At 71.4% G+C, this 19,053-nt stretch carries 14 protein-coding genes; 9 read left to right on the forward strand and 5 right to left on the reverse strand.

Translation table 11 applies throughout. The features are described 5' to 3' along the window. Positions 1 to 524: 524 nt before the first annotated feature. The 8 genes from AC0680_RS09805 (at position 525) to AC0680_RS09840 (ending at position 10,824) form a co-directional block, all read left to right on the forward strand. Positions 525 to 4,127 carry a sensor histidine kinase gene (locus tag AC0680_RS09805; protein ID WP_478626387.1) on the forward strand — a complete coding sequence of 1,201 codons (3,603 nt, stop codon included), beginning with the start codon at positions 525 to 527 and terminating at the stop codon, positions 4,125 to 4,127. 9 nt (positions 4,128 to 4,136) lie between these two features. Then, the gene (locus AC0680_RS09810) at positions 4,137 to 4,550 is read left to right on the forward strand and encodes a roadblock/LC7 domain-containing protein (RefSeq protein ID WP_018087200.1); all 414 of its coding nucleotides are present in this window, start codon (positions 4,137 to 4,139) and stop codon (positions 4,548 to 4,550) included. Positions 4,551 to 4,653: 103 nt separating this feature from the next. After that, entirely contained in the window at positions 4,654 to 5,064 is a 411-nt protein-coding gene (locus AC0680_RS09815; protein WP_030087818.1) for a DUF742 domain-containing protein, read from the forward strand. After that, positions 5,045 to 5,638: a GTP-binding protein gene (locus tag AC0680_RS09820; RefSeq protein ID WP_478626389.1), complete on the forward strand. Its 594-nt coding sequence runs from the start codon at positions 5,045 to 5,047 to the stop codon at positions 5,636 to 5,638. The genes AC0680_RS09815 and AC0680_RS09820 overlap by 20 nt, the downstream gene beginning before the upstream one ends. A gap of 399 nt (positions 5,639 to 6,037) precedes the next feature. Beyond that, positions 6,038 to 9,151 (forward strand): nitrate- and nitrite sensing domain-containing protein, encoded by a 3,114-nt coding sequence (locus AC0680_RS09825; protein ID WP_478626391.1) that lies wholly within the window; start codon positions 6,038 to 6,040, stop codon positions 9,149 to 9,151. A 10-nt stretch (positions 9,152 to 9,161) separates the two neighbouring features. After that, positions 9,162 to 9,575: a roadblock/LC7 domain-containing protein gene (locus AC0680_RS09830; RefSeq protein WP_384433849.1), complete on the forward strand. Its 414-nt coding sequence runs from the start codon at positions 9,162 to 9,164 to the stop codon at positions 9,573 to 9,575. Positions 9,576 to 9,659: 84 nt separating this feature from the next. Further along, positions 9,660 to 10,265 carry a DUF742 domain-containing protein gene (locus AC0680_RS09835; protein WP_478626393.1) on the forward strand — a complete coding sequence of 202 codons (606 nt, stop codon included), beginning with the start codon at positions 9,660 to 9,662 and terminating at the stop codon, positions 10,263 to 10,265. After that, the gene (locus AC0680_RS09840) at positions 10,246 to 10,824 is read left to right on the forward strand and encodes a GTP-binding protein (RefSeq protein ID WP_073447656.1); all 579 of its coding nucleotides are present in this window, start codon (positions 10,246 to 10,248) and stop codon (positions 10,822 to 10,824) included. Before AC0680_RS09835 ends, AC0680_RS09840 begins: the two co-directional genes overlap by 20 nt. Before the next feature lie 168 nt (positions 10,825 to 10,992). Here AC0680_RS09840 and AC0680_RS09845 read toward each other — a convergent pair whose 3' ends face one another. From AC0680_RS09845 to AC0680_RS09860, 4 genes are all read right to left on the reverse strand, one after another. Further along, positions 10,993 to 11,649: a DUF4360 domain-containing protein gene (locus tag AC0680_RS09845; protein ID WP_478626395.1), complete on the reverse strand. Its 657-nt coding sequence runs from the start codon at positions 11,647 to 11,649 to the stop codon at positions 10,993 to 10,995. A 272-nt stretch (positions 11,650 to 11,921) separates the two neighbouring features. After that, a complete protein-coding gene (locus AC0680_RS09850) occupies positions 11,922 to 12,125 on the reverse strand; it encodes an acyl-CoA carboxylase epsilon subunit (protein ID WP_384433788.1) in 204 nt (67 codons plus the stop codon). A 55-nt stretch (positions 12,126 to 12,180) separates the two neighbouring features. After that, complete coding sequence (locus AC0680_RS09855) at positions 12,181 to 13,764, reverse strand: acyl-CoA carboxylase subunit beta (RefSeq protein ID WP_384433791.1); 1,584 nt, start codon at positions 13,762 to 13,764, stop codon at positions 12,181 to 12,183. 218 nt (positions 13,765 to 13,982) lie between these two features. Further along, complete coding sequence (locus tag AC0680_RS09860; RefSeq protein WP_478626397.1) at positions 13,983 to 16,415, reverse strand: polysaccharide lyase 8 family protein; 2,433 nt, start codon at positions 16,413 to 16,415, stop codon at positions 13,983 to 13,985. 255 nt (positions 16,416 to 16,670) lie between these two features. Here AC0680_RS09860 and AC0680_RS09865 point away from each other — a divergent pair, with 255 nt between their 5' ends. Further along, positions 16,671 to 17,291, forward strand: a complete 621-nt coding sequence (locus AC0680_RS09865; RefSeq protein WP_478626399.1) for a YceI family protein — start codon at positions 16,671 to 16,673, stop codon at positions 17,289 to 17,291. Positions 17,292 to 17,378: 87 nt separating this feature from the next. On the opposite strand, the gene cimA is transcribed toward AC0680_RS09865, so the two are convergent. Next, positions 17,379 to 19,019 carry a citramalate synthase gene (cimA, locus tag AC0680_RS09870; protein ID WP_478626401.1) on the reverse strand — a complete coding sequence of 547 codons (1,641 nt, stop codon included), beginning with the start codon at positions 19,017 to 19,019 and terminating at the stop codon, positions 17,379 to 17,381. Positions 19,020 to 19,053: the final 34 nt, after the last annotated feature.

A 19,053-nucleotide genomic window follows, 5' to 3' on the forward strand; every position in this document is an offset into this window, starting at 1 on the left:
ACCGTGTAAAGCGTCAGGCTATGCGCGCTATTCCCTGCGAAGTGATGGAGAACTCGACGATCTTCCTGTGAGTTTGCTCACGAACTGTGCGACAAATGCCGCATTCCGCTTGATCAACATCCTTGGGCGAATCGGACAATGGCGGATTGAAGCGCACGTTCCGCTCCCGATCACCGCACCTGGGACAGCGGGTGGGGGCGATCGACTCGCGGGCAAAAGTCCGTTATCTACCGCAGAAACCTCTACAAGTCGTGACGTGGTCCGTACATTGCGTCACCCATGTCACAGCGAGCGCCTCCGCTCTTGTTGGAGATCCTGCACTGTGCTGGAATTCCACGGACCGCCGCACGTTTCAGCCGGCGCGCAGGGCGCAAAGTGGCGCCGCGCGGTGGTGCCGCTCTCTCGGCCAGAGGGGGCAGCCCGCCGGTCACTCACGACCGCCATGGGGGACTTAAGCGGTCCCCTATTACGACTCGACACCGTCCCGCCGAGGTGGGACGCCTGGTCCAGAGGTTGCGACGCTAGTGCAGGGACGTTTCAAGAGGGATGGCAGCGCTGCGGCGGACCCGGAGCTCCGCGGCGGGACCGACCGCGGCTCCTCGCCCCAGCGCGCCCAGAGCAACGGTTCCGCCGGGGGCACACTGCCCGTCGACGGAGGCAGCCAGGCGCCGGGCGGCGACACCGCGGACAGCGGCAAGCCCACCGCCTCGAAAGGCGGCCCCAGCGGGCCCGGCTCGCGAATAGCGCTGCGCAACTGGCGCATCAGTACCCGCCTGGTCTCCCTGCTCGCGCTTCCCGTCGTCGCCGCGACCACGCTGGGCGGCATGCGTATCGGCGCCCAGCTGGAGAGCATCGACCAGCTGGACAAGATGCAGCTGCTCACCGAGATGACCCGTCAGGCGACCGAGCTCGCCGACGCGTTGCAGGTGGAGCGGGACAAGTCGGCCGGTCCGCTGGCCGGCAGCGGCAACGTCAAGGACGACGCGAACGTCGTCGCGCCCCGTGAGGCGACCGACCGCGCCAAGCTGTCGTTCAACCAGGCCACCGACGACATCCGGGGCCAGGACGCCACGATGGCCGGTGTCCGGGCGACCGTCCTGGAGATCACCCGCCAGCTCAACACCCTCAACGAGATCCGTGCCAACGCCTACAAGTCCGAGGGCAACGCGGCACGGACCGTCACCAGCTACAACCAGCTGATCAACTCGCTGCTGTCGCTCTCCCAGGACATGGCGCAGGCGACCAGCAACCCGGAGATGATCCGCTCCACCCGTGCGCTGGCGGCGTTCTCCTCCGCCAAGGAGTACGCGTCGATCCAGCGCGCCCTGGTCAGCGCCGGCCTCGCCCACGACGGCGGCCCGGAGCTGTCCTCCAACGACCGGCTGGCCGGCCGTAACGCCGAGGACAGCGAGAAGGCGGCGCGCGACCGCTTCCAGCAGATCTACTCCAACAACGCCGGCGCGCTCACCCGCGGTCTCGACGGCAACAACGACGAGATCAAGGCCGCGGTCGCCTTCGCGCACCGCGCCTTCGCCAGCGGCTCCGGCATCCGCAGCCAGGACTACCGCTACCTCGACTGGTACGACTCCGACACCGTCAAGATCGACGAGATGTCGCGGATCGAGACCACGCTGCTCTCCGAGATGGAGCAGAAGTCCCGCGAGCTGCGCAACGAGGCCACGCAGGACGCGATCATCAACGGTGCGGTGATCCTGCTCGTCCTCGGCGTCTCGCTGGTCGGCGCGTTCGTCGTGGCGCGGTCCATGGTCCGCTCGCTGCGCCGGCTGCAGGACACCGCGCAGAAGGTCGCCCAGGACCGGCTGCCCGAGCTGGTCAAGCAGCTGTCGGAGTCCGACCCGCAGGACGTGGACACCTCCGTCGAGTCGGTCGGTGTGCACAGCCGGGACGAGATCGGCCGGGTGGCCGCGGCCTTCGACGACGTGCACCGCGAGGCGGTCCGCCTCGCCTCCGAGCAGGCGCTGCTGCGGGGCAACGTCAACGCGATGTTCACCAACCTCTCGCGCCGCAGCCAGGGCCTGATCCAGCGCCAGCTCTCGCTGATCTCCGAGCTGGAGTCCCGCGAGGCCGACCCGGACCAGCTGTCCTCGCTCTTCAAGCTCGACCACCTCGCCACCCGTATGCGCCGTAACGGTGAGAACCTCCTGGTCCTCGCGGGTGAGGAGCCGGGACGCCGGTGGACGCGACCGGTTCCGCTGGTCGACGTGCTGCGCGCCGCGGCCTCCGAGGTGGAGCAGTACGAGCGGATCGAGCTCAACGCCGTCCCGCAGACCGAGGTCGCCGGCCGGGTCGTCAACGACCTCGTGCACCTGCTCGCCGAGCTGCTGGAGAACGCCACCTCGTTCTCCTCCCCGCAGACCAAGGTCAAGGTCACCGGTCACGCGCTGCCCGACGGCCGGGTGCTGGTCGAGATCCACGACACCGGTATCGGCCTGTCCCCCGAGGACCTCTCCGCGATCAACGAGCGGCTGGCCAGCCCGCCGACCGTGGACGTCTCGGTGTCCCGGCGGATGGGTCTGTTCGTGGTCGGCCGCCTGTCCCTGCGGCACGGCATCCGCATCCAGCTGCGGCCCTCCGACTCCGGCGGCACCACCGCCCTGGTCATGCTGCCGGTCGACGTCGCCCAGGGCGGCAAGAAGCCGGCGCCCAGCAACGCCAAGAGCGGTTCCGGCGACGCCGGCGGCGCGCCCTCCAGCCGGCTCGCGGGGCTCCAGCCGCGCGGCCAGGTCGGTGCGGGTCCGGCGCCCGGCCAGCGCCCCGCGCTGCCCGCTCGCGGGGGCCCGGGCGGCGCACCCGGTGCGTTCGGTTCGCCGGCGCCCGGCGGCCGCACCGGTGCTCCCGGCGCGGGCGCCCCGAACGCCTCCGCGCCGACCGGCGCCCGCCCCGGTGGTGCGCGCCCGCTGCCCACCCGTGGCGCCGACGGCGGCCCCGCGGCCACCGTGGCGCCGCCGACCGGCGCGCCGCGCCGTGAGGAGCGTCCGCAGCTGCCGCCGCGCAGCGCCGCGGCCGAGCTGCCGGGGGCCTCGCCGGCCGGCGGCCAGGGCGGCCAGGACGGCCGCGGCGGTCAGCAGCCGGGCGGTACGAGCTGGGGTGCGCGCCGCGAGCGCGGCGGCTCCGACGACTGGCCGCTGGCGCCCCGCCAGACGCAGGACCAGCCGCGCGGCCACGAGGAGCCGGAGAGCACCGGCAGCTTCGAGCGGCCCGCGCCGAGCGGCGGCCCCGGCGACACCGCCGCGTTCGCCCGGCCCGACTTCGCCAACCCGCCGTCGGCCGCGGACGCCCCGCAGGGCGGTCGCCCGGCCGGCCGTGGCCCGGCCGCGGACGGTTCCGGTACGACCGGCCAGTTCGCGCGTCCGGACGGCGACACCGGCCAGTACCCGCGCCCGGACAGCGACACCGGCCAGTACGCGACCGGTGAGTTCCCGCAGCCCGCCGAGCCCGACCCGTACGAGACCGGACAGCTCGACGCCCGCCAGTTCCAGCGGCCGGACGCCGAGCCCGCCCCGTACGCCGACGAGCGCCAGAACACCGGCCAGTTCCCGCAGCCGCAGGACCGCGGTGCGCTGGACGGCGATGTGCTCGGTGCCGCGGACGCCGGTCCCGGGGACGGCCGTACGCCGATCTTCGACACCATCGAGTCCAACTGGTTCAGCCACCCGGCGGCCGCCGCCGCGGGTGTGCCGCAGCAGGGCGCCGACACCGCCGACGCGGCGCCGCTGCCGCGCCGCGGGGCCGCGCAGGACGCCGGTGCCCGGCGTGAGGCGCCGGTCGACACCGGGCGCGACGAAGCGCCGGCCGACCCCGCCGCGCAGTGGCGCTCCTCGCCGAACGACGAGACCTGGCGGCAGGCGGAGCAGATCCGCCAGCCGGCCTCGGGCGGTGTCACCACCTCCGGGCTGCCCCGGCGGGTCCCGCGTGCGAACCTCGTCGCGGGCACCGCGCAGCAGCAGCAGTCCCACCAGAGCGGTCCTCAGGTCTCGCGCGCGCCCAGCGATGTGCGCGGCCGGCTGACCAATCTGCGTCGGGGTATCCAGCAGGGCCGGCAGGCCGGGACGTCGACCACCGGCACCCACGGCACCGTCGATCCCACTCACCAGCAGGAGCGTTAGTTGAGTCCGATGAGCCAGGCGGCGCAGAACCTGAACTGGTTGATCACCAACTTCGTGGACAACACCCCCGGGGTGTCGCACACGGTGGTGGTCTCCGCGGACGGACTGCTCCTCGCGATGTCCGAGGGCTTCCCGCGCGACCGTGCCGATCAACTCGCGGCGGTGGCCTCCGGGCTGACCTCGCTGACCTCCGGCGCCTCCCGCATCTTCGAGGGCGGCACGGTGAACCAGACCGTGGTGGAGATGGAGCGGGGGTTCCTCTTCATCATGTCCGTCTCGGACGGATCGTCGCTGGCCGTGCTCGCGCACCCCGAGTGCGACATCGGCCTGGTCGGCTACGAGATGGCCCTGCTGGTCGACCGCGCGGGAACGGTGCTGACGCCGGATCTGCGCGCCGAACTGCAAGGCAGCCTGCTGCACTGAGGCGCCCGCAGCGCCTCATGTCCAGCACCCCACCATCCATTCGTGCCGCCACCCCCCACCGGCCCAACCCGACGACAGACACTCTGTCCCGTCCGGAGGACCCATGACCCCGCCACCTGCCACTTCCGGCCCGTACGGCGCCTACAGCCAGGCGCCGTACGGGAGCGAAGGTGATCAGCCGCTGGTGCGCCCGTACGCCATGACCGGAGGCCGGACCCGGCCGCGCTACCAGCTCGCCATAGAGGCGCTGGTCAGCACGACCGCCGACCCCTCCCAGCTGCCCGGGCTGCTGCCCGAGCACCAGCGCATCTGCCACCTGTGCCGCGAGGTGAAGTCGGTCGCCGAGGTCTCGGCGCTGCTGCACATCCCGCTGGGTGTGGCGCGGATTCTGGTCGCGGACCTGGCGGAAGCCGGGATGGTGGCGATCCACCAGCCCGGCGGCAGCGGTGAGGCCGGCGGCACGCCGGACGTGACCTTGCTGGAGAGGGTGCTCAGTGGACTTCGCAAGCTCTGACAGCGGCTTCTCCGGGGGCGCGGCGCGCGCCACCACCTCCGCGAAGATCGTGGTGGCGGGCGGCTTCGGCGTGGGCAAGACCACGTTCGTCGGCGCGGTCTCGGAGATCAACCCGCTGCGTACCGAAGCGGTGATGACGTCCGCTTCGGCGGGGATCGACGATCTCAGCCACGTCCAGGACAAGACCACGACGACCGTGGCGATGGACTTCGGCCGGATCACGCTGGACCAGGACCTGATCCTGTACCTCTTCGGTACGCCCGGTCAGGACCGCTTCTGGTTCATGTGGGACGACCTGGTGCGCGGCGCCATCGGCGCGGTGGTCCTCGTCGACACCCGCCGGCTCGCCGACTGCTTCCCGGCGGTCGACTACTTCGAGAACAGCGGCCTGCCGTTCGTCATCGCCCTCAACGGCTTCGAGGGGCACCAGCCCTACACGCCCGACGAGGTCCGTGAGGCGCTGCAGATCGGCCCCGGGACCCCCATCATCACCACCGACGCCCGGCACCGCAGCGAGGCCAAGAGCGCGCTCATCACGCTGGTCGAGCATGCGCTGATGGCCCGTCTGCAGTAGGGCCGCCCCAGGGCCCGCGCCGTGCTCGGCGCGGGCCGTGCGGAAGTCGGCTTCCGTCGGCCCGGTGCGGCGCGCCGGGCCGGTTCCCGGCGTGCGCGATTGGATCTGTGTCCTTCGACACGCCGACAAATTTGCTTCATAACGTTTCGACAGTGAATCGTCGGCGTTTCGACACCCCATGCGCATGCCTGGCTTCGCTGCGCGCACAGAGCGCCTGCATTTTGGCGCGGCTCGCCCTTAACGCCCCTTTTATCTAAGGCGCTTCCGGCCCTCTCCCGGCTTTGTCCAGTGTTTGGAACGCACCGCCCTGACGTGCTGAAATTCGCTGAACTCCGGAGTAGGAACGCCCAGAAGAAACGGCACAGCAGGTAGTGCCGGCGCCGAGAGGTTGTTGGTCGAGTGAGGCGAAGCAAGTCGAGCCCCGAGCCGCAGGAGCCGCGGCGGGGCAACTTCACCCCGCCACCCAGAGGTGGCGTACCGGCTGCCGACGCGTCCGATAACACGGTCGCCAAGCCTCCGGTCAGCGGCGGTAAGTACTCCCCGCGCAACTGGCGCGTGGCGACCCGCCTGAACGCCATTCTGCTGATCCCCGTGCTGGTCGCCCTGGTCCTGGGTGGCCTGCGGGTGGACAGCTCGCTCACCACCTGGCGGGACGCGCAGGACGCGGAGAACACCGCGAAGCTCGTTCGCGCCGCGCTTTCCTACAGCAACGCCCTGATCGACGAGCGGGACCGCACCGCGGCGCCGCTGCTCCAGGGCAAGAAGGACGACCCGGTCGTGCAGCAGGCGCGGGACGCCACCGACGCCGCCGCCGACGCGTTCCACCAGGCCGCCAAGGCCATGCCGGACAAGCCGGGCCTCAACCGCCGGCTCGCCTCGTTCGAGAAGACCGAGCCCAAGCTCCAGCAGCTGCGCGCGGCCGCCTTCACCTCCAAGCTGCGCGGTGTGCAGACCGAAGAGGGCTATGTCGAGGTCCAGCACCCGCTGATGGAGTTCGCCAACGAACTCGGCCTGGGCACCGGCAACATCACCTCCTACGGCCGTACCGTCTACGCCGTCGCGCTGGCCAAGGCCGCCGTGTCGCTGCAGCGGTCCATCGGCACCCACCTCCTGGTCGACCCGGCGTCCCCGCAGGGCGGCAAGGAGCACAAGCTTCAGCTGACCGCCTTCGCGTCGTACCGCTACCTGGAGGGCATCGCCATCGGCGAGTACACCTCCGGCGGCACGCCCGAGGACGTCGCGCGGCTCAAGAACGACGCGGCGGCGCTCAAGCAGGCCGCCCAGCAGAAGATCGCACGTGCAAAGGAACAGGCGCAGGCCGCCAACCAGCCCTTCCGCACCCCGCCGTCGATCGACCAGATGTCCATCTGGATCGGCACCGGCGCGGCACCGGAGGCGCTGAGCCCGAAGGGCATCACCTCCGACGCCTACTTCACGGCCGCAACCGGCAAGTTCAACATGTACCGGTCCATCGAGAAGGACCTGGCGAACAAGGCCGTGGACGAGGCGGCGCAGATCTCCGCCGACGCCCGCCAGTCCACCTTCGTCGACTCCGCGATCGTGCTGGCCGCCCTGATCATCGCGTTCGTCGTGGCCGGGCTGATGGCCCGCCGGATGAGCCGCAACATGCGCCAGCTGCGCAACGCCGCCTTCGGCGTCGCCGAGCAGCGGCTGCCGATGCTGGTCGACCAGCTCTCGCGGACCGACCCGGGCCGGGTCGACACCCGCGTGACGCCCATCCCGATCGCCACCACCGACGAGATCGGCGAGGTCGCCCGCGCCTTCGACCAGGTGCACCGCGAGGCCGTCCGGCTCGCCGCCGAGCAGGCGCTGCTGCGGGGCAACGTCAACGCGATCTTCACCAACCTCTCCAGCCGCAACCAGGGCCTGATCGAGCGCCAGCTGGAGCTGATCACCGACCTGGAGAACAACGAGGCGGACCCGGACCAGCTGGAGAGCCTCTTCCGGCTCGACCACCTCGCCACGCGTATGCGCCGCAACGGCGAGAACCTCCTGATCCTCGCCGGCGAGGAGCCCGGCCGCCGCTGGAACCAGCCGGTGCCGCTGGTGGACGTGCTGCGCGCGGCGATCAGTGAGGTCGAGTCGTACGAGCGAATAGACCTCACCGGCGTCCCCGAGAGCGAGATCCACGGCACCGCCGTGACCGACCTCATCCACCTGCTGTCCGAGCTGCTGGAGAACGCCACCACGTTCTCCTCCCCGCAGACCAAGGTGCGGGTGGCCGCGACCCGGCTGCCCGACGGCCGGGTGATGATCGAGATCCACGACAAGGGCATCGGGCTGACCCCCGAGGACTTCGCGGACATCAACCACAAGCTGGCCAACCCGCCGAGCGTGGACGCCGCGATCTCCCAGCGCATGGGCCTGTTCGTGGTCGGCCGGCTGGCCGACCGGCACGGGATCCGGGTGCAGCTGCGCCCCTCCGGCGAGCAGGCGGGCACCACGTCCCTGGTCATGCTGCCCGAGGCGATCACCCACGGCGGTGGCGGCGAGGAGCAGTTCGAGGACGACTTCACGGTCTCCCGGATCGTGCCCGAGCACCAGCACCCGACGTACGACAGCCAGCAGCGCACCGCCGCCGAGCTGGGCTTCGACGACAGCCGCTACAGCCTGCCCGAGGGCGGCGACCTGGACATGGTGGGCCGCTCGCTGATGCGCGAGGAGCGCCGGGCGGCCCTGGAGGCCCAGGCGGGCGGCGAGCAGCCGGCCGACGGCCAGAACGCGAGCAACCCGCTCTTCCGCGACCAGGCGTCCGCCACCGGTTACCACGATTTCCCATCCCAGGACTTTTCGTCCCAGGATTTCGCCCCCCAGGCGTATGCGGAAGCCGATCAACCGCTCTACGACGACCGGTCGCACGGCAACCAGGCATTCGGCGATCCGCGCCCCGCGGAGACCACCGGCCAGCAGCCATACGTCTCCCACGAACCGGCACAGCCGGACGAATGGGCCGAACGCCCCGCATTCGAGGGCTACTTCGGGACCGAAGCGGAATCTGACCGGAATACAACTGCCGCTCCCGCTGAAGCCCCTGAGCGCGTACCATTCGAGCGTCCGGGCCCCACACCGAGCGACGCCCCCTCGCTGACGGACGTCGGCCTTCCGCGCCGCGGAGGCCGCGACCAGCAGGCACCGCAGGTTCAGCAGCAACGGGGCACGCCGGAGACCGGCCAGGACGGCTCGGACTGGCGCAGCTCCAACGACGAGCGCTGGGAGCGGGCGGAGCGGCTGCGCGAGCCGAAGGCGGGCGGAGTCACAGCCTCCGGCCTCCCCCGGCGAGTGCCCAAGGCCAACCTGGTCGAAGGCGCCGCGGAGCAGACGCCACAGGGCGGCCCCCAGGTCTCCCGCGCCCCGGAGGACGTCCGCGGCAGGCTGAGCAACCTGCGCCGCGGTGTCCAGCAGGGACGCAGCGTCGGCACGGACCCCTCCGGGGTCCCCCAGAATGACCAACAGGGCTTCGGCCCCGGCAGCACCTACGATCAGGAGCGTTAGTGTGAGCCCGATGAGCCAGGCGGCGCAGAATCTGAACTGGTTGATCACCAACTTCGTGGAGAACACCCCTGGGGTGTCGCACACGGTCGTGGTCTCCGCGGACGGTCTCCTCCTTGCCATGTCCGAGGGCTTCCCTCGGGACAGAGCCGATCAGTTGGCGGCGGTGGCCTCCGGGCTGACCTCGCTGACCTCCGGCGCCTCCCGCATCTTCGAGGGCGGGAGTGTCAACCAGACCGTGGTGGAGATGGAGCGCGGCTTCCTCTTCATCATGTCCGTCTCGGACGGATCGTCGCTGGCCGTGCTCGCGCACCCCGAGTGCGACATCGGTCTGGTCGGCTACGAAATGGCCCTGCTGGTCGACCGTGCGGGTAGCGTCCTGACGCCGGACCTGCGCGCCGAACTGCAGGGAAGTCTTCTCAACTAACAGACAGGCAGTGCGTTTCCCGCCCCCGCGCCTTATGGTTCGGTGGCGCGACCGGCGTCAGACAGGCAAGTTGGAGGAGGAGACGTGGCAACGCCCCCTAGCGGATACCCGTACGGTTCCGGGCAGGAGTCCGGACCTGTGGGCGAGACCCATCACAACCGCTTCAACTTCCCGTCTGCGCCGAGCCGCCGGCCGCAGCGGCCCCAGCCGCCGCAGCCACAGCAGCAGCAGCCCCGGCCGTACGGCTCCCAGCCGTACGAGCCGTCGGTGTACGACGAGCCGCGGGCGCCGCGCATCCAGCCGGTGCAGCCGCAGCGGCGTGCACCCGAGCCCTCCCCCACCGGCGCGAACAACCCGCTCGTTCGCCCGTACGCCATGACCGGAGGCCGGACCAGGCCGCGCTACCAGCTCGCCATCGAGGCGCTGGTCAGCACGACCGCCGACCCCGCCAAGCTGCAGGGCCAGCTGCCGGAGCACCAGCGCATCTGCCACCTCTGCCGCGAGATCAAGTCAGTAGCCGAGATCTCCGCGCTTCTCTCCATCCCCCTCGGCGTCGCCCGGATCCTCGTCGCCGACCTGGCGGAGGCCGGACTCGTCGCCATCCATCAGCCCGGCGGGGACGAGACCGCCGGCGGACAGCCAGATGTGACACTGCTCGAAAGGGTGCTCAGTGGACTTCGCAAGCTCTAGCGGTGCAGCCCGCTCCACCACCTCCGCGAAGATCGTGGTGGCGGGCGGCTTCGGCGTGGGCAAGACCACGTTCGTCGGGGCCGTCTCAGAGATCAATCCGCTGCGTACCGAAGCCGTGATGACCTCCGCCTCCGCGGGGATCGACGACCTCACGCACGCGCCGGACAAGACGACCACGACCGTGGCGATGGACTTCGGCCGGATCACGCTGGACCAGGACCTGATCCTGTACCTCTTCGGTACGCCCGGTCAGGACCGCTTCTGGTTCATGTGGGACGACCTGGTGCGCGGCGCCATCGGCGCGGTGGTCCTGGTGGACACCCGCCGCCTGGCCGACTGCTTCCCGGCCGTCGACTACTTCGAGAACAGCGGCCTGCCGTTCGTCATCGCCCTCAACGGCTTCGACGGGCACCAGCCCTACACGCCCGACGAGGTCCGTGAGGCGCTGCAGATCGGCCCCGACGCGCCGATCATCACCACCGACGCCCGGCACCGCAGCGAGGCCAAGAGCGCGCTCATCACGCTGGTCGAGCACGCGCTGATGGCCCGCCTGCGCTAGTCGAGGCCTCCCCGGGCCCCGGGGACACCGCAGCGCCGCGTACGGGCTCCCCGTGCCCGCTCGCGCCGTACGAAAGGCCCCCACACCTCTTGGGTGCGGGGGTCTTCGTCGTACCCGGCCGCGGGCCCGTGCCCGGCCGTGTGCGGGCCCGCGGCCGGCGCGGCGGCGTCACCGGCGCGCGGGGCACTCCTTCCAGGCGAAGTGGTACACGGTGTTGATGCTGCCGTCGGTGGAGTCCATGGCCATGAAGCTGGTGGCCCTGGGGTCCGCGGACTTGCCGTCCACCCGGAGCTCGGTGTTGATGTTGAAGTAGCGCTCCTCGCCGCAGGGCGCGTACACCAGGGCGTCGATGTCGGTCTCGTCCGACGTCTGCCAGTTGTTGTCGTAGGGGCCGGTGAAGGAGTGGCTCTTGCGGGCCGTCTCCTGCTGGCCCTGGAAGTAGTAGTTCGCCTGCTCCAGTCCCTTGGCGCCGGGGGCCAGGGAGGCGTAACCGCGGTAGTCGGCCCGGGCGATGGCGTAGGTGAAGCCCTGCGGGACATGGACGTTCAGGGCGATCTGGCAGTTCTTGCGGGCGTCGGTGGGCTTGCTGGAGCCGCCCGCCTGGGCGAGGTACTCGCTGTAGGTGACGGTGAAGGCGGTGTTGTCGGGGGCGATGGCCACCGCGGCGCTGCCGGGTCTGCAGCCCGATCCGTTGACCGTGGCGACGGTTATGGTGATCTTTCCGGTGGGCGGTTCATCGCCGACGCGTGCCGGCGAGGTGGGGGATGCCGATCCGGCGAGGAGCAGGGATGCCACTGCGGCACCAGCACCGAGCGTGCTGAGCATGGGCACTTCCTTCCGGTCGTCCTAGGGCCCGCGGCGCGGGAACACCAGGAGTGGATGACGAGCGCATGCCAGCACGGGGATCTCGGCTTGAACAGCTCTGCTCCCGATGATTGGGGCGAACCTACGCCTTGATTCGGACGCCGACTGCCGAACCGGAACACCGCGGCCGATAAGCGACGGAGCCGCACATCACGGCGGTGCGGGTCGGCCGGGTCCGAAAACTCCGAGGGGCCCCGCGATCGTGCGGGGCCCCTCGGTCACTCCTCGGTCGTTCAGCGCTGCCAGCTGGTGGCGCCGTGGAAGCCGCTCTGGCGCTCCAGGCGGCGCCAGCGGGCGGCGGTGGCGCGCGGGCCGGCCGGGGCGGCCGGGCGGTGAGCGGCGCGGGCCAGGAGGACGGCGGTCAGGGCGGCCAGCTCTTCCTCGCTGGCCTGGCCCTTCTCCACACGGATCGAGTCGGTGCGATGGGCAGGGTTCACGGTGTCTTCTCCGTCGTCGCGGTGGGCGTGGTGCCGGGTGCGGTGCGGGATGTGGCTACTGGGGCGGGTTGCCGTGCTTACGGGCCGGCAGGTCCGCGTGCTTGGTGCGCAGCATGTCCAGGGCGCGGATGAGGGTGTGGCGGGTGTCGGCGGGGTCGATGACGTCGTCGACCAGACCGCGCTCGGCCGCGTAGTACGGGTGCATCAGCTCGGACTTGTACTCCTTGACCATGCGGGTGCGCATGGCCTCGGAGTCGTCCGCCTCGGCGATCTGCTTGCGGAAGATGACGTTGGCGGCCCCCTCGGCGCCCATCACCGCGATCTCGTTGGTCGGCCAGGCGTAGGTCAGGTCGGCGCCGATGGACTGCGAGTCCATGACGATGTACGCACCGCCGTAGGCCTTGCGCAGCACGATCGAGATCCGCGGGACGGTGGCGTTGCAGTAGGCGTAGAGCAGCTTGGCGCCGTGCCGGATGATGCCGCCGTGCTCCTGGTCGACGCCGGGCAGGAAGCCCGGGACGTCCAGGAGGGTGATGATCGGGATGTTGAAGGCGTCGCACATCTGGACGAAGCGGGCGGCCTTCTCGGACGCCTCGATGTCCAGCACACCGGCCAGCGACTGCGGCTGGTTGGCGATGATGCCCACCACCTTGCCGTCGAGCCGGCTCAGCGCGCAGATGATGTTGGTCGCCCAGCGCTCGTGGACCTCCAGGTACTCGCCGTCGTCGACGATCTCCTCGATGACCTTGCGCATGTCGTACGGGCGGTTGCCGTCGGCCGGGACCAGGTCCAGCAGCGCGTCACCGGAGCGGTCGGCGGGGTCCTCGCAGGCGACCGTCGGCGGGTTCTCGCGGTTGTTGGCCGGCAGCAGGGAGAGGAGGTAGCGGACCTCCTCCAGGCAGGTCGCCTCGTCGTCGTACGCGAAGTGCGCCACGCCGGAGGTCTCGGCGTGCACGTCGGCGCCGCCCAGGCCGTTCTGGGTGATCTCCTCGCCCGTCACCGCGCGCACCACGTCGGGGCCGGTGATGAACATCTGCGAGGTCTCGCGGACCATGAAGACGAAGTCGGTCAGGGCGGGGCTGTAGGCCGCGCCGCCCGCGCACGGGCCGAGCATGACCGAGATCTGCGGGATGACCCCGCTCGCCTTGGTGTTGCGCTGGAAGATGCCGCCGTAGCCGGCCAGGGCGGAGACGCCCTCCTGGATGCGGGCGCCGGCGCCGTCGTTGAGGGAGACCAGCGGGGCACCGGCCTGGATGGCCATGTCCATGATCTTGTGGATCTTGGTGGCGTGCGCCTCGCCGAGCGCCCCGCCGAAGATCCGGAAGTCGTGTGCGTAGGTGAACACGGTCCGGCCGTGGACGGTGCCCCAGCCGGTGATCACGCCGTCGGTGTAGGGCTTCTTGGCCTCCAGGCCGAAGCCCGTCGCCCGGTGCCGCCGCAGCGGCTCGACCTCGTTGAACGAACCCTCGTCCAGCAGCAGCTCGATCCGCTCGCGTGCCGTCAGCTTGCCCTTGGCACGCTGCGCTTCGGTCGCCCGCTCGCTGGGTCCTCGCCGGACCTGCTCACGGATGGCGTGCAGCTCGGCGACACGCCCGCGGGCGTCGGTGGCGCCGGCGGGCAGATCTTCGACAGTGGTCATGTATCGACGGTACGTGTGCGGGGCGCCGCACACCGATGTCGGTTTCGTACAACGTCCCATGCGTTTTGGTGGGCAGGCAGTACAGAACCGTCCTGTCCCCGGCCTGCGTCCCGGCGTCCGTTCGGGTGGTGGGAGCGCTCCTGTGCTGTATGGGCCCGACAAACGACAGCGGAGGGATGTTGTCGTGACCGACGGTGGGAGGCACGGGCAGGGGCGGGTCAGCCCAGCCGCACCGTGCAGCCGTGGGTGGCGCAACTCCTGCCGGGGCTCAGCCGCAGCCGCAGGGAACGCCCCGTGGCCAGCACCTCGATCGCCGGATCATGCACCTGCACCGCGCGCACCGGCCGCGACCAGGTGATCTCCAGCGTATCGCCGGAGCGGTCCGGTGCGGCCACGCACAGCCGGGCCGTCCGCCCCCGCGCCCCGGCCCGCCGCTCGCGCACCAGCACGCTCGCCGGACCGCTGCTTTCGAGCGGCCCCGCCCGGCCGGCCCGCCAGAAGTTGGCCGCCGTTACGCCGAGCGGGTGGACCGCGATCGCCTGCCGGCCGGCGTCGTTGGCGAGCACGGTCAGCCAGCGCCGGTCGGCGGCCCGCCGCGCCACGGCGGCGGGGGTGGCACCCGGCATCAGGAGGTAGGCGTAGTGGGCGTCGACCGGATCGGTGCCGTGGTCGTGCCAGAGGGTGAGGTAGCGGCGGGTGAAGGGCTGCCGGGAGGAGGTGGCGTTGATGTCGTGCCAGGAGCCGGTACGGGCCTCGCGCAGCACGTTCACGGCGGCGCCGCCGGGGAAGACGTAGCCACCGTGCCCGGCGAGATGGGCCCAGCGGGCGCACGGGAAGGAGTCCCGGCGGCCGAGCGCGGCGGGCCGGACCACGCCGTCGACGGTGAGCGTCTGGGTGCCGTGCTCGCCCAGGCAGCGGTTGTCGACGACGGTCTCGGCGGGCACGCCGTCGCCGGAGCTGATGCCGGCGCCCAGGCAGACGACGCAGTCCGCCAGCGCGAACCAGGACTTCCGGGCGGTGAGGGTCGAGGACAGGCCGCGCAGGTCCTGGCCGACCGCGGCGAACTCGCCGTCGGTGGTGCCGCCGACCCAGCGCGCGGTGGGCTTGGGTTCGCCCCAGCCGCCGCCCTCGTTGTCGGCGAGCCGCTTGGTGGACACGGTGGTTCCGGGGAGCCGGTAGGGGTCGACGGTGGGCCAGAAGGCGTCCGTGTACTGGTCGCCGCCGAAGTCCGCACCCCACCAATAGAGCATGCCGGCGCCGGTGTGCCAGCCCCGCGGGTTCTCGCCGTTGCCGTTCTCGTAGTACGTGATGCGGTCGGAGGCCATGGCCAGGCCCGCGGCCCAGCCTGGGCGGCGGTGCACGGCGCGGTCCATGGCCGGGAAGAGGCGGTGCCCCACGGGCTCGGGGGCGGCGGCCACCGGACCGTCGGCGATCTTGTGCAGGCGGGCGAGGTCGGCGACGCCGTACTGCCGGTCGGTGCGGACCGGCAGCGTGGTGTCGCGGGCGATCCAGCCCTTGACCATGCCGTGCCAGCGCGCCCGCTCGGCGCTGCTCGCGGCCTCGGCGAGCAGCGCGACGGCGGCGATCAGCGCATGCCCGTGGTAGTGGTCGCTGCGCATCACCCGCCGCTCGTCGCCCTGCAGATAACCGCGGCTGACGGCACGCCCGTTGACGCTGTCCATCATCAGGCCGTTGTGGAGCAGCGGGGCGTATGCGCGCTCGACGCTGTCGAAGATGATCTGCCGGGCCGGGTCGGTGATCTGCCAGGGCGAGTCGCCGAGCAGGGTGAACAGCCGCCCCAGGCCGTCGAGCAGGACATAGCCGTAGGTGCCGGAGTAGGCGACCCAGGAGTGCTGGACGAAGGAGCCGTCGGCGTAGAGGCCGTCGCCCTCGGTGACGTAGGGGAAGACCGGCGAGAGGGCGTCCCGGGCCAGTGCGATCTTGGCGGGGGCGCCGCCGAGGACGCCGCGCAGCGCGACCACCCGGCACAGGTCGACGCGGTTGGCGCCGGTGCTGGTGCCGGTGTAGTCGCCGAGCATGGTATCGGGGACGAAGTGGTCGACGGCGGCGAGGCAGCGGTCGCGCAGATCGTCGGGCAGCCCGTCGCCGGGCAGGCGGTCGCCGAGGATCGCGAGGGTGTCGAGGAGGAGTCTGGGGCTGCCGATCTGCCACTCCCACCAGTTGCCGTAGCGGGTGGTGCCGGCGCGGTAAACGGTGGCCTCGAGGTGGTCCAGGCCGGTGACCAGGCAGTCGGCGAGACCGGTGTCGCCGGTGCGGCCGGTGCCGGGCTGGGCATAGGCGTGGGCCATGGTGCACAGCCGGTTGTAGCTCCGGGTGATGCCGGACGGCGGATCGTAGGGGCAGTCGTCCCAGAGCGAGTGGGCCGCCGGCCGCATCGCCGCCTGGTAGGCGGCCGCGAGGTCGCCGGTCTCCTTGAGCACGGCGGCATACGGCGGAGCGGTGGGGTCGAAGCCGGTACCGAGGGCGAGCTCGCACCAGCGGGCCCGGAGGGCGGCATAGGCATCGACGGGGGCGGCGCTCCCGGTGCCGGCGGCCGCGGGCCGGGCGGCCGCCAGGCCGAGCGCGCCCGCGGCGGAAGCGGTGAGAAATCCTCGGCGTGACCAGGCGGACGGCACGGGATCGAGCGGCACGGTCGGTCCTCTCCATGGCGTCAACTGGGGTGTGGCGCTGCGCACTTGGGAGTTCCCGATGGTCTAGCACGGGCCCGTGCGCAGCGGCAATGACCGTGCCGCAACGCCGACCACCACCCGCCCGGCGGAACCCGGCCCGTGCGCCCCGGCCGAACGAACCCACCACCACAGAGGTTGAAAGTTGAACTATATGCCGCTACGGTGAATCTCGTTGAACGTTAAACCACCTTGTTGATCCGTCCCGGAGGAGGAGCCATGGCTCTGTTCACCCGCAAGCGCACCGCCGACACCGCCGCCCCTGCCGCCCTCGTCGAGGCGGACCCCGCGCTCGCCGCACTGACCGGCGACTACACCATCGACCCGGCGCACAGCAGCATCGGCTTCACCGTCCGGCACGCCATGGTCACCAACGTCCGCGGTGCGTTCGGCGAGTACGAGGGCGCCCTCACGCTCGACGGCGCCGACCCCGCCCGCTCCACCGCCTCCCTCGACGTCAAGATCGCCAGCATCGACACCGGCATCTCGGACCGCGACGGCCATCTGCGCAGCGCCGACTTCTTCGACGCCGAGGCCTTCCCGCTGATGACCTTCCGCAGCACCGCCGCCGAGCGGGTGGCCGGTGACCGGTACCGCATCACCGGGGACCTCACCCTCCGGGACGTCACCAAGCCGCTCACCATCGACCTGGAGTTCAACGGCTCGGCCACCGACGTCTACGGCGCCGAGCGGGTCGGCTTCGAGGGCAGCGCCGAGATCCTGCGCTCCGACTGGGGCCTGACCTGGAACGCCGCGCTGGAGACCGGCGGTGTGATGGTCAGCGACAAGGTCAAGCTCACCTTCGACATCTCCGCGGTCAAGGCGGCACCGCAGGCCTGACCGCACGCCCCGCACAGCACGGCGGCCCCGCGCCGGCCCCTCCTCCGGGGACCGGCGCGGGGCCCCGGTCGTCCGAGGCGGTACCGCCTACTCCTGCGGCTCGACCCCGGCGCGCAGCAGCCCGTACGCGTAGGCGTCGTCCAGCGCCTGCCAGGACGCGGCGATGACGTTCTCCGCGACGCCGACCGTGGACCACTCGCCGCGGCCGTCGCTGGTGGAGACCAGGACCCGGGTGATCGAGCCGGTGCCCAGGGCGCCTTCGAGGATGCGGACCTTGTAGTCGACCAGCTCCATGTGCGCCAGCTGCGGGTAGATCCGCTCCAGGCCCACCCGCAGCGCCCGGTCCAGCGCGTTGACCGGGCCGTTGCCCTCGGCGGTGGCGACGATCCGCTCGCCCTTGGCCCACAGCTTCACGGTCGCCTCGTTGGCGTGTGTGCCGTCGGGGCGGTCCTCGACGATCGCGCGCCAGGACTCCACCTCGAAGTAGCGCAGCGCCTTGCCGCGGACCTCCTCCCGCAACAGCAGCTCGAAGGAGGCGTCGGCGGCCTCGTAGGTGTAGCCCGCCAGCTCGCGCTCCTTGACCCGTGCGACGACCCGGCCGACCAGCTCGCGGTCGCCGCTCAGGTCGAAGCCCAGCTCCTTGCCCTTGAGTTCGATGGAGGCCCGGCCGGCCATGTCGGAGACCAGCATCCGCATGGTGTTGCCGACCAGCGCCGGGTCGATGTGCTGGTAGAGGTCCGGGTCGACCTTGATGGCCGAGGCGTGCAGCCCGGCCTTGTGGGCGAAGGCGGAGACGCCGACGTAGGGCTGGTGGGTGGAGGGGGTGAGGTTGACGACCTCGGCGATGGCGTGCGAGATCCGGGTGGTCTCGGCGAGCTTGCCCGCCGGCAGTACCCGGCGCCCGTACTTCAGCTCCAGGGCCGCGACGACCGGGAAGAGGTTGGAGTTGCCGACCCGCTCGCCGTAGCCGTTGGCGGTGCACTGGACGTGGGTGGCGCCGGCGTCCACCGCCGCCAGGGTGTTGGCCACCGCACAGCCGGTGTCGTCCTGGGCGTGGATCCCCAGCCGCGCGCCGGTGTCGGCCAGGACGGTCCGTACGACGGCGGTGATCTGCGCGGGGAGCATGCCGCCGTTGGTGTCGCAGAGCACCACGACGTCGGCGCCGGCCTCGCTCGCGGTGCGGACGACCTGCTTGGCGTAGACCGCGTCCAGCGCATAGCCGTCGAAGAAGTGCTCACAGTCGAGGAAGACCCGGCGGCCTTGGGCGCGCAGGTGGGCGACGGTGTCCCGCACCATCGCGAGGTTCTCCTCCGGCGTGGTGCGCAGAGCCAGCTCCACGTGCCCGACGTGGGACTTGGCGACCAGCGTGATGACCGGGGCTCCGGACGCGAGGAGCGCTGCGACCTGCGGATCGTCCTCGACGCGGACGCCGGCCTTGCGGGTCGCGCCGAACGCCACCAGCTGGGCGTGCCGGAAGTCGATCTCCTCGCGGGCGCGCTGGAAGAACTCGGTGTCCCGGGGGTTGGCGCCGGGCCAGCCGCCCTCGATGAAGCCGACGCCGAAGTCGTCGAGGTGCCGGGCGATGGTCAGCTTGTCGGCGACGGTGAGGTTGATGCCCTCGCGCTGCGCGCCGTCGCGGAGCGTGGTGTCGAAGACATGGAAGTCGTCGGGCACCGCGCCGGCGGGCCGGGGGGCGGGCGCCGGGGAGGCTGCGTGTGCGTCCGTCATGCTGGTCTGGCTCCTGTCGGGGTCTCGGTCTACC

It is taken from the genome of Streptomyces sp. NPDC043738 (genome assembly GCF_056436545.1).